At 35.2% G+C, this 16,964-nt stretch carries 11 protein-coding genes and 1 other RNA gene; 11 read left to right on the top strand and 1 reads right to left on the bottom strand.

Translation table 11 applies throughout. The features are described 5' to 3' along the window. Window positions 1-27 precede the first annotated feature (27 nt). The 9 genes from AC3IS5_RS14595 to AC3IS5_RS14555 all read left to right on the top strand — a co-directional run bounded on the left by AC3IS5_RS14595 (window position 28) and on the right by AC3IS5_RS14555 (window position 12,092). Window positions 28-408 (top strand): YppE family protein, encoded by a 381-nt coding sequence (locus AC3IS5_RS14595; protein WP_489425074.1) that lies wholly within the window; start codon window positions 28-30, stop codon window positions 406-408. Then, on the top strand, window positions 386-2,665 hold the full coding sequence (locus tag AC3IS5_RS14590; protein WP_489425073.1) for a DEAD/DEAH box helicase: 2,280 nt from the start codon (window positions 386-388) through the stop codon (window positions 2,663-2,665). Before AC3IS5_RS14595 ends, AC3IS5_RS14590 begins: the two co-directional genes overlap by 23 nt. A gap of 1 nt (window position 2,666) precedes the next feature. Continuing rightward, complete coding sequence (locus AC3IS5_RS14585; RefSeq protein WP_489425072.1) at window positions 2,667-3,911, top strand: ribonuclease H-like domain-containing protein; 1,245 nt, start codon at window positions 2,667-2,669, stop codon at window positions 3,909-3,911. 112 nt (window positions 3,912-4,023) lie between these two features. Next, complete coding sequence (gene gpsB / locus AC3IS5_RS14580; protein ID WP_489425071.1) at window positions 4,024-4,350, top strand: cell division regulator GpsB; 327 nt, start codon at window positions 4,024-4,026, stop codon at window positions 4,348-4,350. A 65-nt stretch (window positions 4,351-4,415) separates the two neighbouring features. After that, window positions 4,416-4,805, top strand: an RNA gene (gene rnpB / locus AC3IS5_RS14575) — RNase P RNA component class B. Window positions 4,806-4,871: 66 nt separating this feature from the next. Beyond that, on the top strand, window positions 4,872-6,623 hold the full coding sequence (locus tag AC3IS5_RS14570; RefSeq protein ID WP_489425070.1) for a putative bifunctional diguanylate cyclase/phosphodiesterase: 1,752 nt from the start codon (window positions 4,872-4,874) through the stop codon (window positions 6,621-6,623). Window positions 6,624-6,625: 2 nt separating this feature from the next. Continuing rightward, complete coding sequence (locus tag AC3IS5_RS14565; RefSeq protein ID WP_489425069.1) at window positions 6,626-7,762, top strand: THUMP domain-containing class I SAM-dependent RNA methyltransferase; 1,137 nt, start codon at window positions 6,626-6,628, stop codon at window positions 7,760-7,762. A gap of 641 nt (window positions 7,763-8,403) precedes the next feature. Further along, window positions 8,404-10,302, top strand: coding sequence for an ATP-dependent DNA helicase (locus AC3IS5_RS14560; protein ID WP_053417210.1), 1,899 nt, complete (start codon window positions 8,404-8,406; stop codon window positions 10,300-10,302). A gap of 290 nt (window positions 10,303-10,592) precedes the next feature. Beyond that, on the top strand, window positions 10,593-12,092 hold the full coding sequence (locus AC3IS5_RS14555; protein WP_489425068.1) for a carboxypeptidase M32: 1,500 nt from the start codon (window positions 10,593-10,595) through the stop codon (window positions 12,090-12,092). 78 nt (window positions 12,093-12,170) lie between these two features. On the opposite strand, the gene AC3IS5_RS14550 is transcribed toward AC3IS5_RS14555, so the two are convergent. Further along, window positions 12,171-12,761, bottom strand: coding sequence for a peroxidase-related enzyme (locus AC3IS5_RS14550; RefSeq protein ID WP_489425067.1), 591 nt, complete (start codon window positions 12,759-12,761; stop codon window positions 12,171-12,173). A gap of 364 nt (window positions 12,762-13,125) precedes the next feature. Between AC3IS5_RS14550 and AC3IS5_RS14545 the strand changes: the two genes are divergently transcribed. Together AC3IS5_RS14545 and AC3IS5_RS14540 are read left to right on the top strand one after the other, a co-directional pair. Next, entirely contained in the window at window positions 13,126-15,924 is a 2,799-nt protein-coding gene (locus AC3IS5_RS14545; protein WP_489425066.1) for a response regulator, read from the top strand. A 26-nt stretch (window positions 15,925-15,950) separates the two neighbouring features. After that, window positions 15,951-16,787 carry a CheR family methyltransferase gene (locus AC3IS5_RS14540; RefSeq protein ID WP_489427904.1) on the top strand — a complete coding sequence of 279 codons (837 nt, stop codon included), beginning with the start codon at window positions 15,951-15,953 and terminating at the stop codon, window positions 16,785-16,787. Window positions 16,788-16,964: the final 177 nt, after the last annotated feature.

The raw sequence follows: 16,964 nt of genomic DNA, 5'->3' as shown, positions 1-16,964 counted from the left end.
GAATACTGAAAATGGAGGTGTGTATAAATGCTATTATCTACCACAGAAAAATTATTAGAAGAATGCGATGCATGTTGGCAACGATTTTTACGTATGCGAGAAGAAGACACATCTCCGGATTTCTTTCTTGAAGTGAAACCGCATGCTGATGCTTGGCATGCTATATTAGTAACTTGGCAGTCAGAGTCTGAGAAATGGATACTATTAAATAAACCTAAATATATGCACAAAACACAAATTGATAATGCGCTAGATGCGATGGATCAATTTGTGGTGCAGTCTTTTTATAAAACTACGAGTAAAAAACGATTTTATCAATCAATACAATCGGTGAAATATACATTAGAAACTTTTTTACGCTATTTGCGTAAGGATGGTGAACAACATGTTGCAGAAAAAAACGATTGATGAACTTTTAGCAGTGTGGCAACAGTATCCGGAAATGATGGAGAGAATTGAGCACCAACATACAATTGATGCCAAGCCAGCAAAGCTCGTTCCTTTTCCCGACAAATTACACCCTTCTTTAGTAAAAGCTTTACAAAAGCGTGGTATTAGTCAGCTTTACTCGCATCAAAGACAAGCATTCGATTATGCGACTACTGGGCAATCTTTTACGGCCGTCACACCAACTGCCTCTGGAAAATCCCTCTGCTATCATTTACCCGTTTTACAAGCTATTTTAGAAAATAAAGCCTCACGTGCCCTGTATCTATTCCCGACTAAAGCTCTAGCACAAGATCAAAAAAGTGATTTGAATGAGTTGATAGAGCAAAGTGGAGAGGAAGTTTTAAGCTACACATATGACGGAGATACTTCGCCTGGTATACGTCAGAAGGTTCGTAAAGCTGGTCATATTGTTATGACTAATCCCGATATGTTACATTCAGGGATTTTACCTCATCATACGAAATGGGTTTCGCTATTTGAAAATTTACAGTATATTGTTCTGGATGAGTTGCATACATATAAAGGAGTATTTGGAAGCCATGTTGCTCACGTTATTCGACGTTTGCAACGTATTTGCCGTTTTTACGGAAGTAATCCAATCTTTATATGTACCTCAGCGACGATCAAAAACCCGAAAGAGCTGGCAGAGAATTTAACGAACACAACACACCAACTAATTTCTGATAATGGAGCACCTGTAGGGAAAAAAACATTCCTATTTTATAATCCACCAATTATTCATCCAACTTTCGGTGTTCGAAGAAGTGCAATTTTAGAAGTGAGAGATTTAGCTGGAAAATTATATGAAGCACAAATTCAAACAATTATATTTGCTAAAAGTCGTGTGCGAGTGGAAATGCTTGTGACGTATATGAAGGAATTGACGAAAAAGAAAATCCAAGATGAATCAATTCGAGGTTATCGAGGAGGATATCTACCTTCAGAGCGAAGGTTAATTGAAAAAGGTTTACGTGATGGGACCATTCAAACAGTTGTGAGTACGAATGCGTTAGAACTGGGAGTTGATATTGGTCAATTACAAGCTTGTATTATGACGGGATACCCTGGAAATATTGCGAGTGCATGGCAACAAGCAGGGCGTGCTGGGAGAAGGCAAGATGCAGCGCTAATTATTTATGTGGCACAATCTACGGCATTGGATCAATACATTATAAATCATCCTAATTATTTACTAGGAAGTTCTCCGGAAGAAGCCCGTATTTATCCAGACAATTTGCTCATTTTAATGGATCATTTAAAATGTGCTTCTTTTGAGTTGCCTTTTAAAACGACAGATATGTACGGAGAGTTCGAGATTCAAGAGTTACTGGAATATCTACAGCAAGAAGGCGTTCTTATTAAAACGTCCGAGCAGTGGCATTGGATGAGTGATAGTTTCCCAGCACACGAAATTAGTTTGCGTTCAGCTTCGCAAGAAAATGTCGTCATCATAGATCAGTCTATTCCTGCAAATACTCGTGTAATTGGGGAAATGGATCGATATAGCGCGCTGACACTACTTCATGAAGAAGCTATATATTTACATCAAGGTGTGCAATTTCAGGTAGAAAAGCTTGATTGGGAAGAGAAGAAAGCTTATGTCCGTGAAGTGGATGTTGATTATTTTACAGATGCCAATCTAGCTATTGAATTAAAAGTTATGAGTGAAGATAAGCAAAAGCATCTTGGCCAAGCAGAAGCAGCATTTGGAGATGTTATGATTTTGGCCACTGCAACTATATTTAAGAAAATTAGATTTGACTCACATGATAATATTGGCTCTGGCCCAATTCATCTACCACCTGAAGAACTTCATACGAGTTCTACTTGGTTATCATTTGAGCAGCCTGTAAACTGGACAGAAGATGATTTAACAAGTGCTATGACAGGTGTGGCGTTTGCGATGAACAGTTTTATTCCATTATTCATTCAAAGTGACCGCAGCGATGTCCATGTCATACCTCAAGTGAAGGCGGTGCATTCGGAGAAACCAACATTCTTTGTTTATGATCGTTATCCGGGTGGTATTGGGTTGAGCGAAAGGGTGTATGATATTTGGGAGCCACTTATTCAGCATGTGTTTGAACATGTTGATGCGTGTCCATGTCAAAATGGTTGTCCTTCTTGTATAGGCGCACAAGATTTAAGTGATAAAGGTAAAAAACAAGTATTGAATTTTTTGAAATCATTTCTATTAGAAGAGTTGGAAGATTAATATGTCGTATGAAAATAAAATACTTCAAATGAAAAAACTATTAAAGAAAAATAATACACAACAGGTAATAGAAAAAGAACCAATTTTGAGGCCAGACGTTCCTGATTATGCAGGTATATGGCAAGATGCTGGTTTAAAAATGATAGAAAATGATTTTGGTGTAGTCTTTTTATTAGAGAAGCATTATCCTCTTGATTATAAGCACGGTGCTATTTATCTAGGAGAGTTGTATGATGCTTTTGAAAAGTGGCAACAAACACAAAACTCACACCCTATATCTTTAACGGATGCTAATAATCTTATATTCTACGATACAGAAACAACAGGATTAAAAGGCGTAGGTACGCATATTTTCTTGAATGGTTTACTTGAGGAGTCTGAGGAAGGCTTTACATTAAAGCAGTATGTACTAGCTGACCCGAGTAATGAGGTTGCATTTTTGTTTGAATCGAAATTTTGGCAAGGAAGGAAAACCATTATTACGTATAATGGGAAAAGTTTCGATTGGCCACAGTTACAAACTCGCTGGACATTAAACAAAAAAGACCTACCACCATTAAAAGAGCACGATCATCTCGATTTATTACATGGCTCAAAACGTATTTGGAAAAATGACATTGCACGTATGAAACTTACTCAAGTAGAAGAAGAAAAATTAGGCTTCACTCGTCAAGACGATGTGCCGGGTTATTTAGCGCCGATTATTTATTTGGACGCAGTCAAAAGTGGACAGCCTGATGCCTTACTAAAAGTACTACAACATAATGAATGGGATTTATTATCATTATTGACGTTGTATGTGCAGGCGACCAATTTACTTTGTGAAAATATTGCAGAAGAATCGGCTACAACATATACAAACATTGGTAAATGGTATGCTGATTTAAGAGAAATAGATCGTAGTGAGGAACTTTTACAGCAAATAACGCATCAATATACGAGTGAAGAATCAGCCAATGCTTATTTCTATCTAGGCTTTCAGCAAAAAAAACAACAGAATTATATAGAAGCACGTAAGTCATTTCAGCAAGCTTTGCCGTATTTACAAGGAAGACAGCAAATTATTGCGCTTATTGAGCTAGCGAAAATTTTTGAACACCGTGATAAAAACTATGAGTTTGCAATAGAAATGACAAATCAAGCATTGAAGCTTGTAAGCGAAAGCTCACTGTGGACTAAGGAATCTAAAACTTCAAGACTTGCGGACATACAAAAACGGAAAAATCGGCTTGAAAGGAAGAAATAATTTCCTGGGAAATCACAGTTTTCGACAAAAAACGTTAGGAAATGGCTGTAATTAAGCATTGTCTTTGAGAAATATGCTATACTAAGAACACTTATGTTGCGATGGAAGGGCGATGTATATGGATACAAAATTAACAGCAAAAAAGATTTTAGATAAAGATTTTAAAACTGGTTTAAGAGGTTATAGTCAAGATGATGTGGACCAATTTTTAGATGAAATTATTCAAGATTATGAGAACTTTGAAAAAATTCTAGCTAAGAAGCAAGAAGAGATTAACATGTTGAAACAAGAACTTGAAGCTTCGCAAAATGCTAAGCGCCACTCACCGGCACAAGTTCAACCACAGCAACCACAACATACTGCTAATACAAATTTTGATATTTTGAAAAGAATCTCAAACTTGGAAAAACATGTTTTCGGAGATAAACTATACGATTGAATATAGGTCTTTAGACTCATTGGGTTAAATATGTTTTTATATTATAATAAAAAACATCATCATGAATTTTCGGGTAATCGCTGCAATGCTTGACATTGTCGAGGAAAGTCCATGCTCGCACGGTTCTGAGATGACCGTAGTGTTCGTGCTTAGTGAATAAATAAGCTAAGGCAGTCTTTTGGCTGACGGCGGGAGGAAAACCTAAGTCTTTTATAAGATATGGTTGAAACTCTCTGAAAGTGCCACAGTGACGAAGCTGGTGCGGAAACGTAACAGGTGGAACGAGGTAAACCCCACGAGTGAGAAACCCAAATTATGGTAGGGGCACTCTCCTGAAGGAAATGAATGGATGGAGAGACGTGAATGCTTGCATCTCACGTAGATAGATGATTACTACCCGGTTGTACGAGATGTAAATCGCTTGAGTACTCGGGCACAAAACATGGCTTATTGAACTTTCAATGATGTTAAACATGAACAGTCAGGCTCTCCAGTTCCTGGAGGGCCTTTCTTTTGGAAATATGGTGAAAAATGTGGAAGAAATATCTGTAAAAGAGATTATTAACCAAAACACTATTTCTAGCTTTTCTGATGAATTAATACAAAAAGTATTTGAAACAATTTCTGAAGGAATCATGATAACTGATCCAAAAAAGAAAATAATAAATGTGAATCCAGCTTTTGAGTTTGTTACGGGCTACAAAAAAGAAGAAGTTGTTGGACATAGCCCGGCTATCTTACAATCAGGCATTCATGACAGTGATTTTTATAAAAGCATGTGGAACGAGCTGTACTCAAAAGGTGAATGGCAAGGTGAGATATGGAATCGCCGTAAAACCGGTGATGCCTATCCAGAGTGGCTATCAATCATGGAAGTTCGTAATAAGCAAGGTGAAGTTACGAACTACTGCGGTGTTTTCTCCGACCTCACAGAACAAAAGGGCGTTGAAGATGAGCTTGAAAAACGCGCAATGACAGATTCATTAACGGGTGTTTCAAATAGATTTGCCTATAATGAGCGAATGAGAGTTTTACTAGAATCATCCTCTACACGCTCATATCAACATGCTGTTTTATTTTTAGATTTAGATCGCTTTAAGCAAATAAATGATACACTTGGTCATGCAGTTGGTGACTATTTGTTAGTGGAAGTAGTAAAAAGAATACAATCACTATTGAAAAATAAAGATATTTTAGCCAGATACGGCGGTGATGAATTTGTTATTACATTAACAAATATCCATCATCCTAGAGAAGCTGCACATTTGGCTGAAATGATCATCCAATTATTGGGACAACCTTTTGCGGTGGAAGACCAAAATTTATATGTGTCCACTAGTATAGGAATTAGCATTTATCCGCATGATGGAGATGATACGGAAGTATTATTAACCAAAGCTGATAAGGCAATGTATTTTGCAAAGCAAAATGGTAGAGGTCAATTTTCTTTTTACTTTGACGAACTACAAACAGATAGCAAACGTGTGTTGCTACTAGATAACGAGTTACGAAAAGCAATAGAAAATGACAGCTTCGAATTACATTATCAACCGAAAGTTTCCGTTACAACAGGTGCAATTGTAGGAGTAGAAGCTTTAGTACGCTGGCAAAATGAAAAATTAGGCTTTGTCTCACCAGGGGAATTTATCCCTTATGCGGAGGAAACAGGTTTAATTATTCCGATTAGTGAATGTATTATTAATCGTGCATGCCAGGACTATTTAAAACTTAAATCACAAAATATAAAAAATATGCCAATAGCATTGAATATATCGAGCATTCACTTTCATCAAGATAATTTCATTGAATCCATAATGCAAATTTTAGAGAGAAATAATTGCCCTGCGCATTATTTTGAAATTGAGCTAACTGAGCGCACGGTTATGAACAGTGAAAAGGAAACGATTCGAAAATTAGTACTATTAAAGCAATTAGGATTTAAACTTTCGATAGATGATTTTGGGACAGGCTATTCTTCTCTTAGCTATTTAGTACAGTTTCCATTAAATTATTTAAAAATTGATCGTAGTTTTATACAACATATATGTTCGTTAGATGATAAACAAGCAGTAGTAGATGCCATTATTCAAATGGCGCATCGTTTACATATGAAGGTAATTGCTGAGGGAGTAGAGCAAAGGGAACAGGTTCAGCTATTACGTGAAATGGGCTGTGATATGATCCAAGGATACTATTACTCAAAACCATTACCTTTAGATGAATTTATCGAGTTCCTAGAATTTTGGGAATTAGAACAGTTAGAAGGGAAATAACAATGACAACATTTCGATTAGTAGCAACCGCAGCAATGGGGTTAGAAGGAATTGTCGCGCAAGAGCTTCAGGACCTAGGATTTGAAACAACAACAGAAAACGGGAAAGTTTACTTTGAAGGTGACGAGAAAGCAATCGCAAAAACGAATCTTTGGTTACGTGTAGCGGACCGAGTGAAAATTATTGCAGGTGAGTTTCCAGCTCGCACATTTGATGAATTGTTTGAGGGAGTAAAAGCGATCAATTGGGAGAAATTCTTACCAGTAGATGCAGAATTCCCTGTAACAGGTAAATCCGTGAAATCTAAATTATTCAGTGTACCTGATTGCCAAGCGATTACAAAAAAGGCAATTGTTGAACGTATGAAATACCACTATAAACGTCTAGGTTTCTTAGAAGAAACTGGACCGAAATTTAAAATTGAAATTTCAATTTTAAAAGATGTGGCTACTCTTACGATTGATACTAGTGGAGCAGGCCTACACAAACGTGGGTATAGACTAGATCAAGGTGAAGCACCTTTAAAAGAAACGCTAGCAGCAGCGCTTGTCCAAATCTCTAAATGGAATCCAAATCGTCCATTCGTAGATCCTTTCTGTGGTTCAGGTACAATTGCACTTGAAGCTGCCATGATTGGGCAAAATATGGCTCCTGGTTACAACCGTGAGTTCATTTCAGAAGCATGGCCTTGGATGAAACAACAAATTTGGGATGATATTCGTTTGGAAGCAGAAGATGTTGCAAATTACGATCAGCCTTTAGAAATCATTGGCTCAGACATTGACCATCGTATGGTTCAAATTGCAAAAAATAATGCTGTTGAAGCAGGTTTTGCGGACTTGATTACTTGGAAACAAATGCAAGTTAAGGACTTTACTACATTATCAACTGATGGTGTAATGATTGGTAACCCTCCTTATGGTGAACGTATTGGTGATATAGAAATGGTTGAACAAATGATTCGTGAGATGGGCGACAATATGGCGAAGTATCCATCTTGGTCAGTCTACATGCTATCATCAATGGAAAACTTTGAAACACTTTACGGCAGAAAAGCGACAAAAAAACGCAAATTATTCAACGGATTCATCAGAACAGATTTTTATCAATTCTGGGGTCAACGTACACCGAGAAACTAAATATTAAATGGAATGGGATATCCCATTCCATTTTTTTATGAAAAGATATTATTCTAGGTTTGATTTTGGAACTCGTATCGGTACATGTGAGTAATTAACACAATTCGATTGCTTGAATTACTCACTTTTTTCCCTCCGAATAATTTTAAACTTATAATACTAATATAAGGTAATGCTAAATCCCATAGGAAAGAGGGGGCAGAATGAAAAACGTTTTTAGCCCCCAATTTAAGATTACTTTCTACACCTAAGAGTTATATGAAAAGTATTTAATTTTAGATTGTAGAATAATTGCTAGCAATAACCAATATAATTTTTTTGTTAAGTAAATAAAGAACATCATCTCATGTTTTATTTTATTAAAATAAAAGGCTGTTTGGTTAACTCATTTCATCTACATTTAACAGAGTTTTTTCTATTATATAAAGTGCACCAGTTTCCGGGTGTTTAATTTCCTTTTTTCTGGGTAACACTACGATAGCCGTGATATGACCACAAATTGAACACATAAACTGAAAAAAAATTAAATCATATACATGCATTTAACAAGGTAGTTAAGAATAATGCTATAATAACAAAGGTTTCAATTACCGTTTAGTTGTATATAATTTTATTTTCGTTGACGTACGAGGGGGAACAAGATGAGACAAGCAATACCATTTGCTCTATCAAAAGAAAAATCATTCTTCGACTCGTTGGGTGATTGGATGGGCGATATGCTTTATGATGAATTACCTGAAAAGGGTCTAGAATGTCGTGATGAGCAAATTTTTATGGCTTATCAAATTGAAAAAGTTTTACGAGAAAAATCAGTGCTATTTGCTGAAGCAGGTGTAGGTACAGGGAAAACCATCGCATACTTATTACCAGCTATTTCTTATGCGCGTTATACTGGACGTCCAGCATTGATTGCATGTGCAGACGAAACTTTAATCGACCAGCTCGTTAAAGATGGTGGCGATATTCATAAATTACAGCAATATCTTGATTTAAATATTGATGTGCGTTTAGCAAAATCACGTGATCAATACTTATGTTTAAAACGCTTTGAAGAGGCTGAAAAGTTTCATGACGGCGAATATATAGATGATATCGTAGAAACGATACCAGATGGCGTCTTTGGCCAGGGAACATTATCTTTATATGGTCAACGTAGTGACTATCCAAATGTTAGCGATGCTGATTGGCAGAAGGTCAACTACAACTCGATTCAACAGTGCTCGGTTTGCGATCTTCGCAATCGCTGTGGGCAAACGCTACACCGTGCAGATTACCGTCAAGCAACGGATTTAATCATCTGTTCACAAGATTTCTTGATGGAGCATATTGCTACAAAAGAATCGCGTGAACGCGAAGGACAATTAGCACTCCTACCTGAAGTATCCATGATTGTACTTGATGAAGGTCACTTACTTGAGTACGCAGCACAAAAAGCGATGACTTACAAAGTGCAAGATTATACAATCGTAAAACTTCTAGATATGTTAATGGTTGATGGTTTACGAGAAAAAACGCTTTATACAATGGAAAAATTACAAGATGGTCATGAATTATTCTTTGACCAGCTTCGTGATGATGTCATTGAATCGGATGAAGATCGTAAACGCATTAACAAATCACCGCTACTTCTAAAGCTTGGTCAAAAAGTAATTGATACAGTAGAATCTTTACTTGAAGAATTTGTTTTCGAATCAGAAATGTATGTTATTCCTGAATATGAGCTACGTATGGTTGAGGAGTTCTTAGAGCAATACGAAGCTGCAATGCGTATATTTATCGCGCAAGGAGATGCTGTAGACTGGTTAGAGGAAACAGATGGTGAAGAGACACTTGTCATCATGCCACGACTGATTACAGAAGTACTTGAAGAAAAATTGTTCTCGAAAAAAATACCTTATGTATTTTCTTCAGCAACTCTATCAATCAATAAAGACTTCTCATATATCGCAAACAGTTTAGGAATTAACAAATTCCAATCATTCTCTGTCTCTTCTCCATTTGAATATGAAGAAGTTATGAAGATTCAATTGCACAAAGTAGCTCAAGAAGAGAAACTTTCGTCTGTTGAGAAGTTATTACAAGATGACGAAAAAACATTAATCTTATTTAAATCAAAACAAGCGATGCAGAAATTTAAAGGTCAATTAGCTGAAGAACTACGTGCAGATGTTGCGTTTGAAGGGGATCGTGAACTATCATCTCTTATCCGTGATTTCCAAGCGGACGAAGTAAAAGTACTATGCTCATATCATTTATGGGAAGGCTTAGACTTACCTGAGGAATCATTAACGCGTGTGATAATTTTCGATTTACCTTTCCCACCAAATGATCCATTGTTTGATGCAAAGCGTTCATTTGCTACTGATGCATTTGAAGAAGTTGATTTACCATTCATGCTGTTAAGACTACAGCAGGGGATGGGTCGATTAATCCGTACTTCAAAAGACCACGGAGACATTCATATTTTATTGAATGAAGAAGAATATAAACATAAAGAGAAAATACAACCTATTTTCGCAGTCGAAGCAACAGAAGTTTAATAAGGGAAAGCCAGCTCAGAATAAAATGAGCTGGCTTTTTTGAATGTGAAAAGAATTACTAGCATTTTTTGCGATATTATGACGTAAATATTCTGCTAAATAACAAACAACTGAGTTAGCGCAACAAACAGTCGAGTTAGCGCAACAAACAGCTGAGTTAGAGCAACAAAGAGCCGAGATAACGCAACAAAGAACCGAGTTAACACAACAAACCAATCCTATACAATACCTTTCAACTGATTTACTTCGGTATTCGTGATAAAATAGAAGGAACATAAGGGGGTAATAAAATGTCAGTAGAACAACGCTTTCTAAATTACATAAAAAAAATTGATAATTATGAAGAAGCTCTTTCAGTAATCTATTGGGATATGCGTACTGGAGCACCAAAAAAGGGGCTAGAGCAACGAGCAGAAGTAGTAGGAACGATCTCGTCAGAACTATTCCGTTTGCAAACATCAGATGAATTAGCTGAAATTCTACAAGAGCTTTCAACAAAAAAAGAAGAACTATCAGAAATTGTTCGTCGTTCATATGAAGAAACGCAAAAAACTTTTGATTTAAATAAGAAAATCCCAGCAGACGAATACAAAGAATATGTTGTACTCCAATCAAAAGCAGAAGCTGTATGGGAAAAAGCAAAAGATAAATCAGACTTCAGTCTCTTCTTACCGTATTTAAAAGGTATTATTGAAGCGCAACAAAAGTTTGTTACGTATTGGGGTATCAAGGACAATAATCCATACAACACGTTATTGGACCAATATGAACCTGATATGACAACGGATATATTGGACCGCGTATTCGGAGAATTGAAGGAAACCATTGTCCCATTAGTTCAAAAAATTGTCGCATCACCTAATCAACCAGATACGAGCTTCATTTTTGACTTCTTTCCAAAAGAAGGGCAAAAGGAAGCATGTTTAGAAATTTTACAACAACTTGATTACGACTTTGAAGCAGGTCGTTTAGATGAAACAGTTCATCCGTTTATGATCGGTTTAAACCGAGGTGATATTCGCGTAACTACAAAATATGACGAGCACGATTTCCGATCTGCACTTCTTGGTACAGTACATGAATGCGGACACGCTTTATATGAACAAAATATTATGCCAGAATTAGATGGTTTACCACTAAGCACAGGAACTTCAATGGGTATTCATGAATCTCAGTCATTGTTTTTCGAAAATTTTGTAGGACGCAATAAAAACTTTTGGACTCATAATTTTGAGATGTTGAAAAAACACTCACCGAAACAATTCGAAAATGTCTCATTAGAAAAGTTTTTACGTGCAATTAACGCAGCGCAACCTTCTTTAATTCGAATTGAAGCTGATGAATTAACATATCCGCTTCATATTATGATTCGATATGAAATTGAAAAAGAATTGTTCAATGGAAACCTACAAGCAGAGGACCTACCAAAAGTATGGAATGCTAAATACAAAGAGTATTTAGGTATTACACCAGAAAATGATGCAGAAGGAATCTTACAAGATATGCATTGGTCTGGTGGTAGTTTCGGATATTTCCCATCTTATGCACTTGGTTTTATGTATGCAGCTCAATTTAAACATGCGATGGATCAAGACATTCCAAACTTTGATGAACTTCTTGCAGAAGGTAATCTCACACCAATTCGTGAATGGTTAACAGAAAGAGTACATCAATATGGTGCACTTAAAAAACCTTTTGAACTATTAAATGGAGCTACTGGCGAAGGTTTAAATGCCAAATATTTAGCTGATTATCTAAAAGAAAAGTATACGCGAATTTATAATTTATAAAATGGTCTAAATACCAATTAATTCAATCTTGAAAAAAGCCAAAGAGCGCTCATAATAAGCTACTCTTTGGCTTTTTGATTATCTATTATGATTAAAATGCCCTGGATTTGGTACAGCACCAATTGTACTTACCCAACGATTTGTAAAATTAAAGAATCCAGCAATAAATGAAGCTTCCAAAATTTCGTGGTCGTTAAAGCCAGCTAAACGTAACAGGTCTACTTGTTGTTGTGTAGTCTCTTGAGGATAAGTAGTAACAAAATATGCATAATCGCATAGTGCGCGTTGTTTCTTTGTTAATGTTGCAGATCGATAGTTATAAGTGAGCTGGTCAACCCAAGTAGCATCTCCTGTTAAACCACGTAATGCATCACTGTGCGTCGTTAAACAATAAGCGCAGCAATTAGTAGAGGATACAACTAGTCCCATCATTTCCTTATCTATATTATTCAAATAGCATGTGTTTTCATCAAACATAGTATTTTTGAAATCTAAAAAACCTTTATATTGTAGTGGGTTTAATGGAAGTATTTTAAATAAATTATTGATAAAGCCCCAATTCTCTTGTTGAAAATCTACGTGTTTGTCAAACTCTATTTGTAATTCAACAGGAATATTTTTTTCATTAGGCTTTTGTAAATATGAGAGTTGTTCTGTATATTTTGACATAATAATAACACTCCTTTTATTTATTAGAAAAATCAAATTATTCTATATTTATAACATTACAACTTTTCGGGATGAAATAAAAGAACATAAACAATTTTTGAAGACTCCTATAAATGGAAAATATACTTTCGATAAAAGTTAATCCTCGTAGTAGATATTAGGTATTATATGCATTAACATTCAATTAAATTAGAAAATATTTGAAGAGGAATTTTGAAACTATTGTAATAGACTTTTAATCTATTCATTCAATTAAGAATGATAAAATATTAGTAGAGATATTTTGAGGACAATGCTAGAATTCGACAGCTATTTACCTAGTAGCTTCCAGCTTCCTTGATTTGATTAAAAGGGGGAAGAGAATATGAGTTTCAAGAAACGGCAAATTATCGGATTTGGATTAATCTTGCTTTTTTTAATCGTTTTATTGTCAATAATGGTATTTACCTTAAATAATTTAAAATCAAATATGACTGAAATTGTAGAAGATCGCTATTATAAAGTACAAACTGTGATGGATATCCGTCAGTTATTTTCACGATCAGATAGAGAAATCTTATATGTAGCAATTAATGCAGATGGGAAGGATATTCACACAAGTTTGCAAACGATTAATGATAATCACGCATCTATATCAGAAAATATTATTAAATTATCCACTATTGCAAATCAAACAAGGTCACAGCAACTATTAAAAAAATTAGATAAGCAATATACATCATATGCCGATACAGAATCTAAAATCATTCAACTGATTAAAGCAAATGGTTCGAGTACAATTTTAAATGAATTGATGGAGGAACAAAGAACTAAGAGATTAGAAGTGTTATCTACACTTGATGAATTTAAAGAATATCAAGAAGGTATTATGAATGATACTTTAAAAAGTTCGCAACAAACATACAATGATATGATTAAATTTTCTATATTTGCTGTGTTTTTTAGTATTCTTATCATTTCAATAATACTTAGTTGGATGATTAGAAGTACGACAAGCGAGCTTCAATCTATTACAAAAGTGATTAAAAAGATAGATTTTAAAAATCTATCAGTTATACCTAGGATTAAGATCCAGACGAAAGATGAAATTGGAGAAATTGCAAGTTCATTTAATGAAATGGCCGGATCTTTAGAAGAATATAACCAAAAAGAAAAAGATTTCACCCAAAAAATGAGTGAACAGAATTGGATACAAACTGGTCTTGCAGAAATTGCGACGATGTATCAACGAATTGTAGATGTTGAAGAGTTGGGGAAACGACTAATTACAAGACTAGCTCCCATGGTCGGCGCATCCTTTGGCGTATTTTATATCCGCCGTGGTCAAGGAGAAGATACACGTTTTGTTAAAAATGCTTCGTACGCTGGAGAAGGCACTGAGGCTGGTAGAAATGAGTTTCAAATTGGTGAAGGCTTAATTGGACAATGTGCCTTAGAAAAGAAATCACAGATAATCGCTGATATTCCGGATAATTATCAGTTCATCACAACTGGATTAGGCCATGTGAATGCTAAAAGTATTATTATAACGCCAGTCATTTTTGAAGATGAAGTCGTAGGTATATTGGAAATGGCAAGTCTAGAACCGTTCACTAACCTACAGCAAAACTTCTTACAACGTGTTTTAGAGACACTTGGTATAACTATCAATAGTGTGCAAGGTCGAATGGAAATTGAGCGACTATTAAAAGAATCACAAGCTCAAACAGAGGAGCTTCAGGCTCAGTCAGAAGAATTGCAATCGCAGTCTGAAGAGTTACAAGCACAATCAGAAGAATTGCAATCTCAAGCAGAAGAATTGCGAATGATTAATGAACAGTTATCTGAGCGAACTCATGATGCTGAAGAAAAATCTCGGGAGCTTGAAGAAGCAAAAATCAACCTCGAGGAACAAGCTGAAGAACTAAGAAAGAGTTCAAAATATAAATCAGAATTCATGGCTAATATGTCGCATGAATTAAGAACACCATTAAATAGTATTTTAATTCTATCTGAAATGTTGGAAACCCCAGATGATAACAGCTTGGATGAGGAAAAACAAGAGTTTGCTCGAATCATCCACTCATCAGGACAAGACCTATTGAAATTAATCAATGACATATTGGATTTATCAAAAGTTGAAGTAGGAAAATTAAAAGTTCAATTTGATGAAATGAATATGAGTGAAGTTCCAGAGTTGCTACATCAGAACTTTGATCATGTAGCCTTAAAAAAGGGTTTAAATTTTACTGTTGAAAAGGATGAAAATGTACCAAATATATTCTTTACTGACCAACAACGTTTTCAACAGATTCTGAAAAACTTATTATCCAATGCCTTTAAATTTACGCATGAAGGTGCTATTTCAGTTCATATTAAAAATGCTGAAAAAGAAAATATTAAGAAGTTGGCACATACTGAAATTACGGACGAATGGATTGAAATTAGTGTTAAAGATACTGGAATAGGTATTACTAATGAAAAACAAAAAATAATTTTTGAAGCATTTCAACAAGTTGATGGAGCTACAGAGAGAAAATATGGTGGGACTGGCTTAGGCTTATCTATCAGTCAGGAATTCGCTAAATTACTTGGAGGATGGGTTTTTGTCGATAGTGAAGAAGGCAAAGGAAGTGTCTTTACTTTATTATTACCAAATTTACCTAGTGGCATTGACTTACCTTTAGGTGAAGAAGTCGATTCTTCAGTGTTAACTGTAGCAACAAATGAAACTGTGGTTACAGAAAATATAGAACCAGATCAAATAAATCAGGAAAAACAGCAACTAACACAAGCTAACATGAATATGTTGTCAAATAAGACGGTACTTATTGTGGATGATGACCACCGGAATATTTTTGCTCTAAGAAATGCTCTAGAATTTCAAGGGATGGAGATTATTTCAGCTGAAAATGGATTCGAATGTTTAGAAATTCTTAAAGAGAATAATTCAGTAGATGCTGTATTAATGGATATAATGATGCCTGTTATGGATGGTTATGAAACTATGCTCAATATTCGTAGCCAAGAAGTTTATCAAGAGCTTCCAATTATTGCTCTTACTGCAAAAGCGATGAAAGGCGATAGAGAAAAATGCTTAAAAGCCGGCGCATCAGATTACATCAGTAAGCCATTGAAAATAGATCAGTTATTATCTGTTCTACGTGTATGGTTGGCTAAGTAATTAATCGAGCAGGCTAGAAAGGGATTATTGTGAAAGACTTATTAACTATTGAAGAAAAAGAGAATATTGAAATTGATTTGTTACTTCAAGCTGTTTATAGTGTTTCTGGCTTTGACTTTCAAAAGTATATGCGTTCTTCGATTAAAAGAAGAATTATCAATCGTATGAGACAAGAGAAAATGGAGAAAATTAGCTCTTTGGTAGAAAAAGTTTTATATGAAAAAGGCTTTGTTGAAAAGTTAATAGATGACTTTTCCATACATGTTACTGAAATGTTTCGTGATCCAGAGTTTTTCAAGGTTTTCCGATTAAAAGTTGTGCCACTTCTTAAAGAAATTCCTACAATACGTATTTGGCATGCAGGTTGTTCAACTGGTGAAGAAGTTTTTTCTATGGCCATTTTGCTAAAAGAGGAAGGGCTTTATGATCGTACGAAAATATATGCAACAGACATAAATGAGAAAGTGATATTACAAGCTAAAGAAGGCATTTTACCATTAAATCAGATGCAATCATATACCAAAAATTATTTGGCTGCAGGTGGTAAACAAGAGTTTTCAGAGTATTATACGACTGATTATCAAAATGCCTACTTAGATGCAGCTTTATTGAACAATATTGTATTCTTTCAACACAATTTGGTTACAGACGGCTCATTTAATGAATTTCATGTTATTATTTGCCGTAATGTCATGATATATTTTACAGGTGAACTACAAAATAGTGTAAATCAGTTGTTTTACGATAGCCTTTGCCACGATGGTTTTATCGGTATAGGCAGTAAAGAAACATTACGTTCATCTGTTTTCTCCAGAAAATATAAGGAGATAGCAAGTCAAGAGAATATTTATCGAAAAATATAACAACTCAGGGTCGCAAAAGCGGCCCTTGTTTGTTGAGAAATGGTTTAGCGGAGCCGTATAAAAGGTAAAAGATATTATAGTTATAACAATTGATTATAAGTAAACAACAATAGAAACTCCCCCAAACAAAAGCAAGATTTAGATTGATATATATTATGAATTGTTAAGTACTTATGG

The organism is Viridibacillus sp. KH_047 (genome assembly GCF_057838945.1).
The sequence above is the reverse complement of the archived record's forward strand: the minus strand, read 5'-3'. Positions and strand labels throughout refer to the sequence as shown.

Excerpts from the sequence above, each read along its gene's own strand:
- AC3IS5_RS14555 (WP_489425068.1), top strand. The coding sequence starts at position 10,593 with ATGTCAGTAGAACAACGCTTTCTAAATTACATAAAAAAAATTGATAAT.
- AC3IS5_RS14545 (WP_489425066.1), top strand. The coding sequence starts at position 13,126 with ATGAGTTTCAAGAAACGGCAAATTATCGGATTTGGATTAATCTTGCTT.
- AC3IS5_RS14585 (WP_489425072.1), top strand. The coding sequence starts at position 2,667 with ATGTCGTATGAAAATAAAATACTTCAAATGAAAAAACTATTAAAGAAA.
- AC3IS5_RS14595 (WP_489425074.1), top strand. The coding sequence starts at position 28 with ATGCTATTATCTACCACAGAAAAATTATTAGAAGAATGCGATGCATGT.
- AC3IS5_RS14550 (WP_489425067.1), bottom strand. The coding sequence starts at position 12,761 with ATGTCAAAATATACAGAACAACTCTCATATTTACAAAAGCCTAATGAA.
- AC3IS5_RS14590 (WP_489425073.1), top strand. The coding sequence starts at position 386 with ATGTTGCAGAAAAAAACGATTGATGAACTTTTAGCAGTGTGGCAACAG.
- AC3IS5_RS14560 (WP_053417210.1), top strand. The coding sequence starts at position 8,404 with ATGAGACAAGCAATACCATTTGCTCTATCAAAAGAAAAATCATTCTTC.
- AC3IS5_RS14570 (WP_489425070.1), top strand. The coding sequence starts at position 4,872 with ATGGTGAAAAATGTGGAAGAAATATCTGTAAAAGAGATTATTAACCAA.
- gpsB (WP_489425071.1), top strand. The coding sequence starts at position 4,024 with ATGTATATGGATACAAAATTAACAGCAAAAAAGATTTTAGATAAAGAT.
- AC3IS5_RS14565 (WP_489425069.1), top strand. The coding sequence starts at position 6,626 with ATGACAACATTTCGATTAGTAGCAACCGCAGCAATGGGGTTAGAAGGA.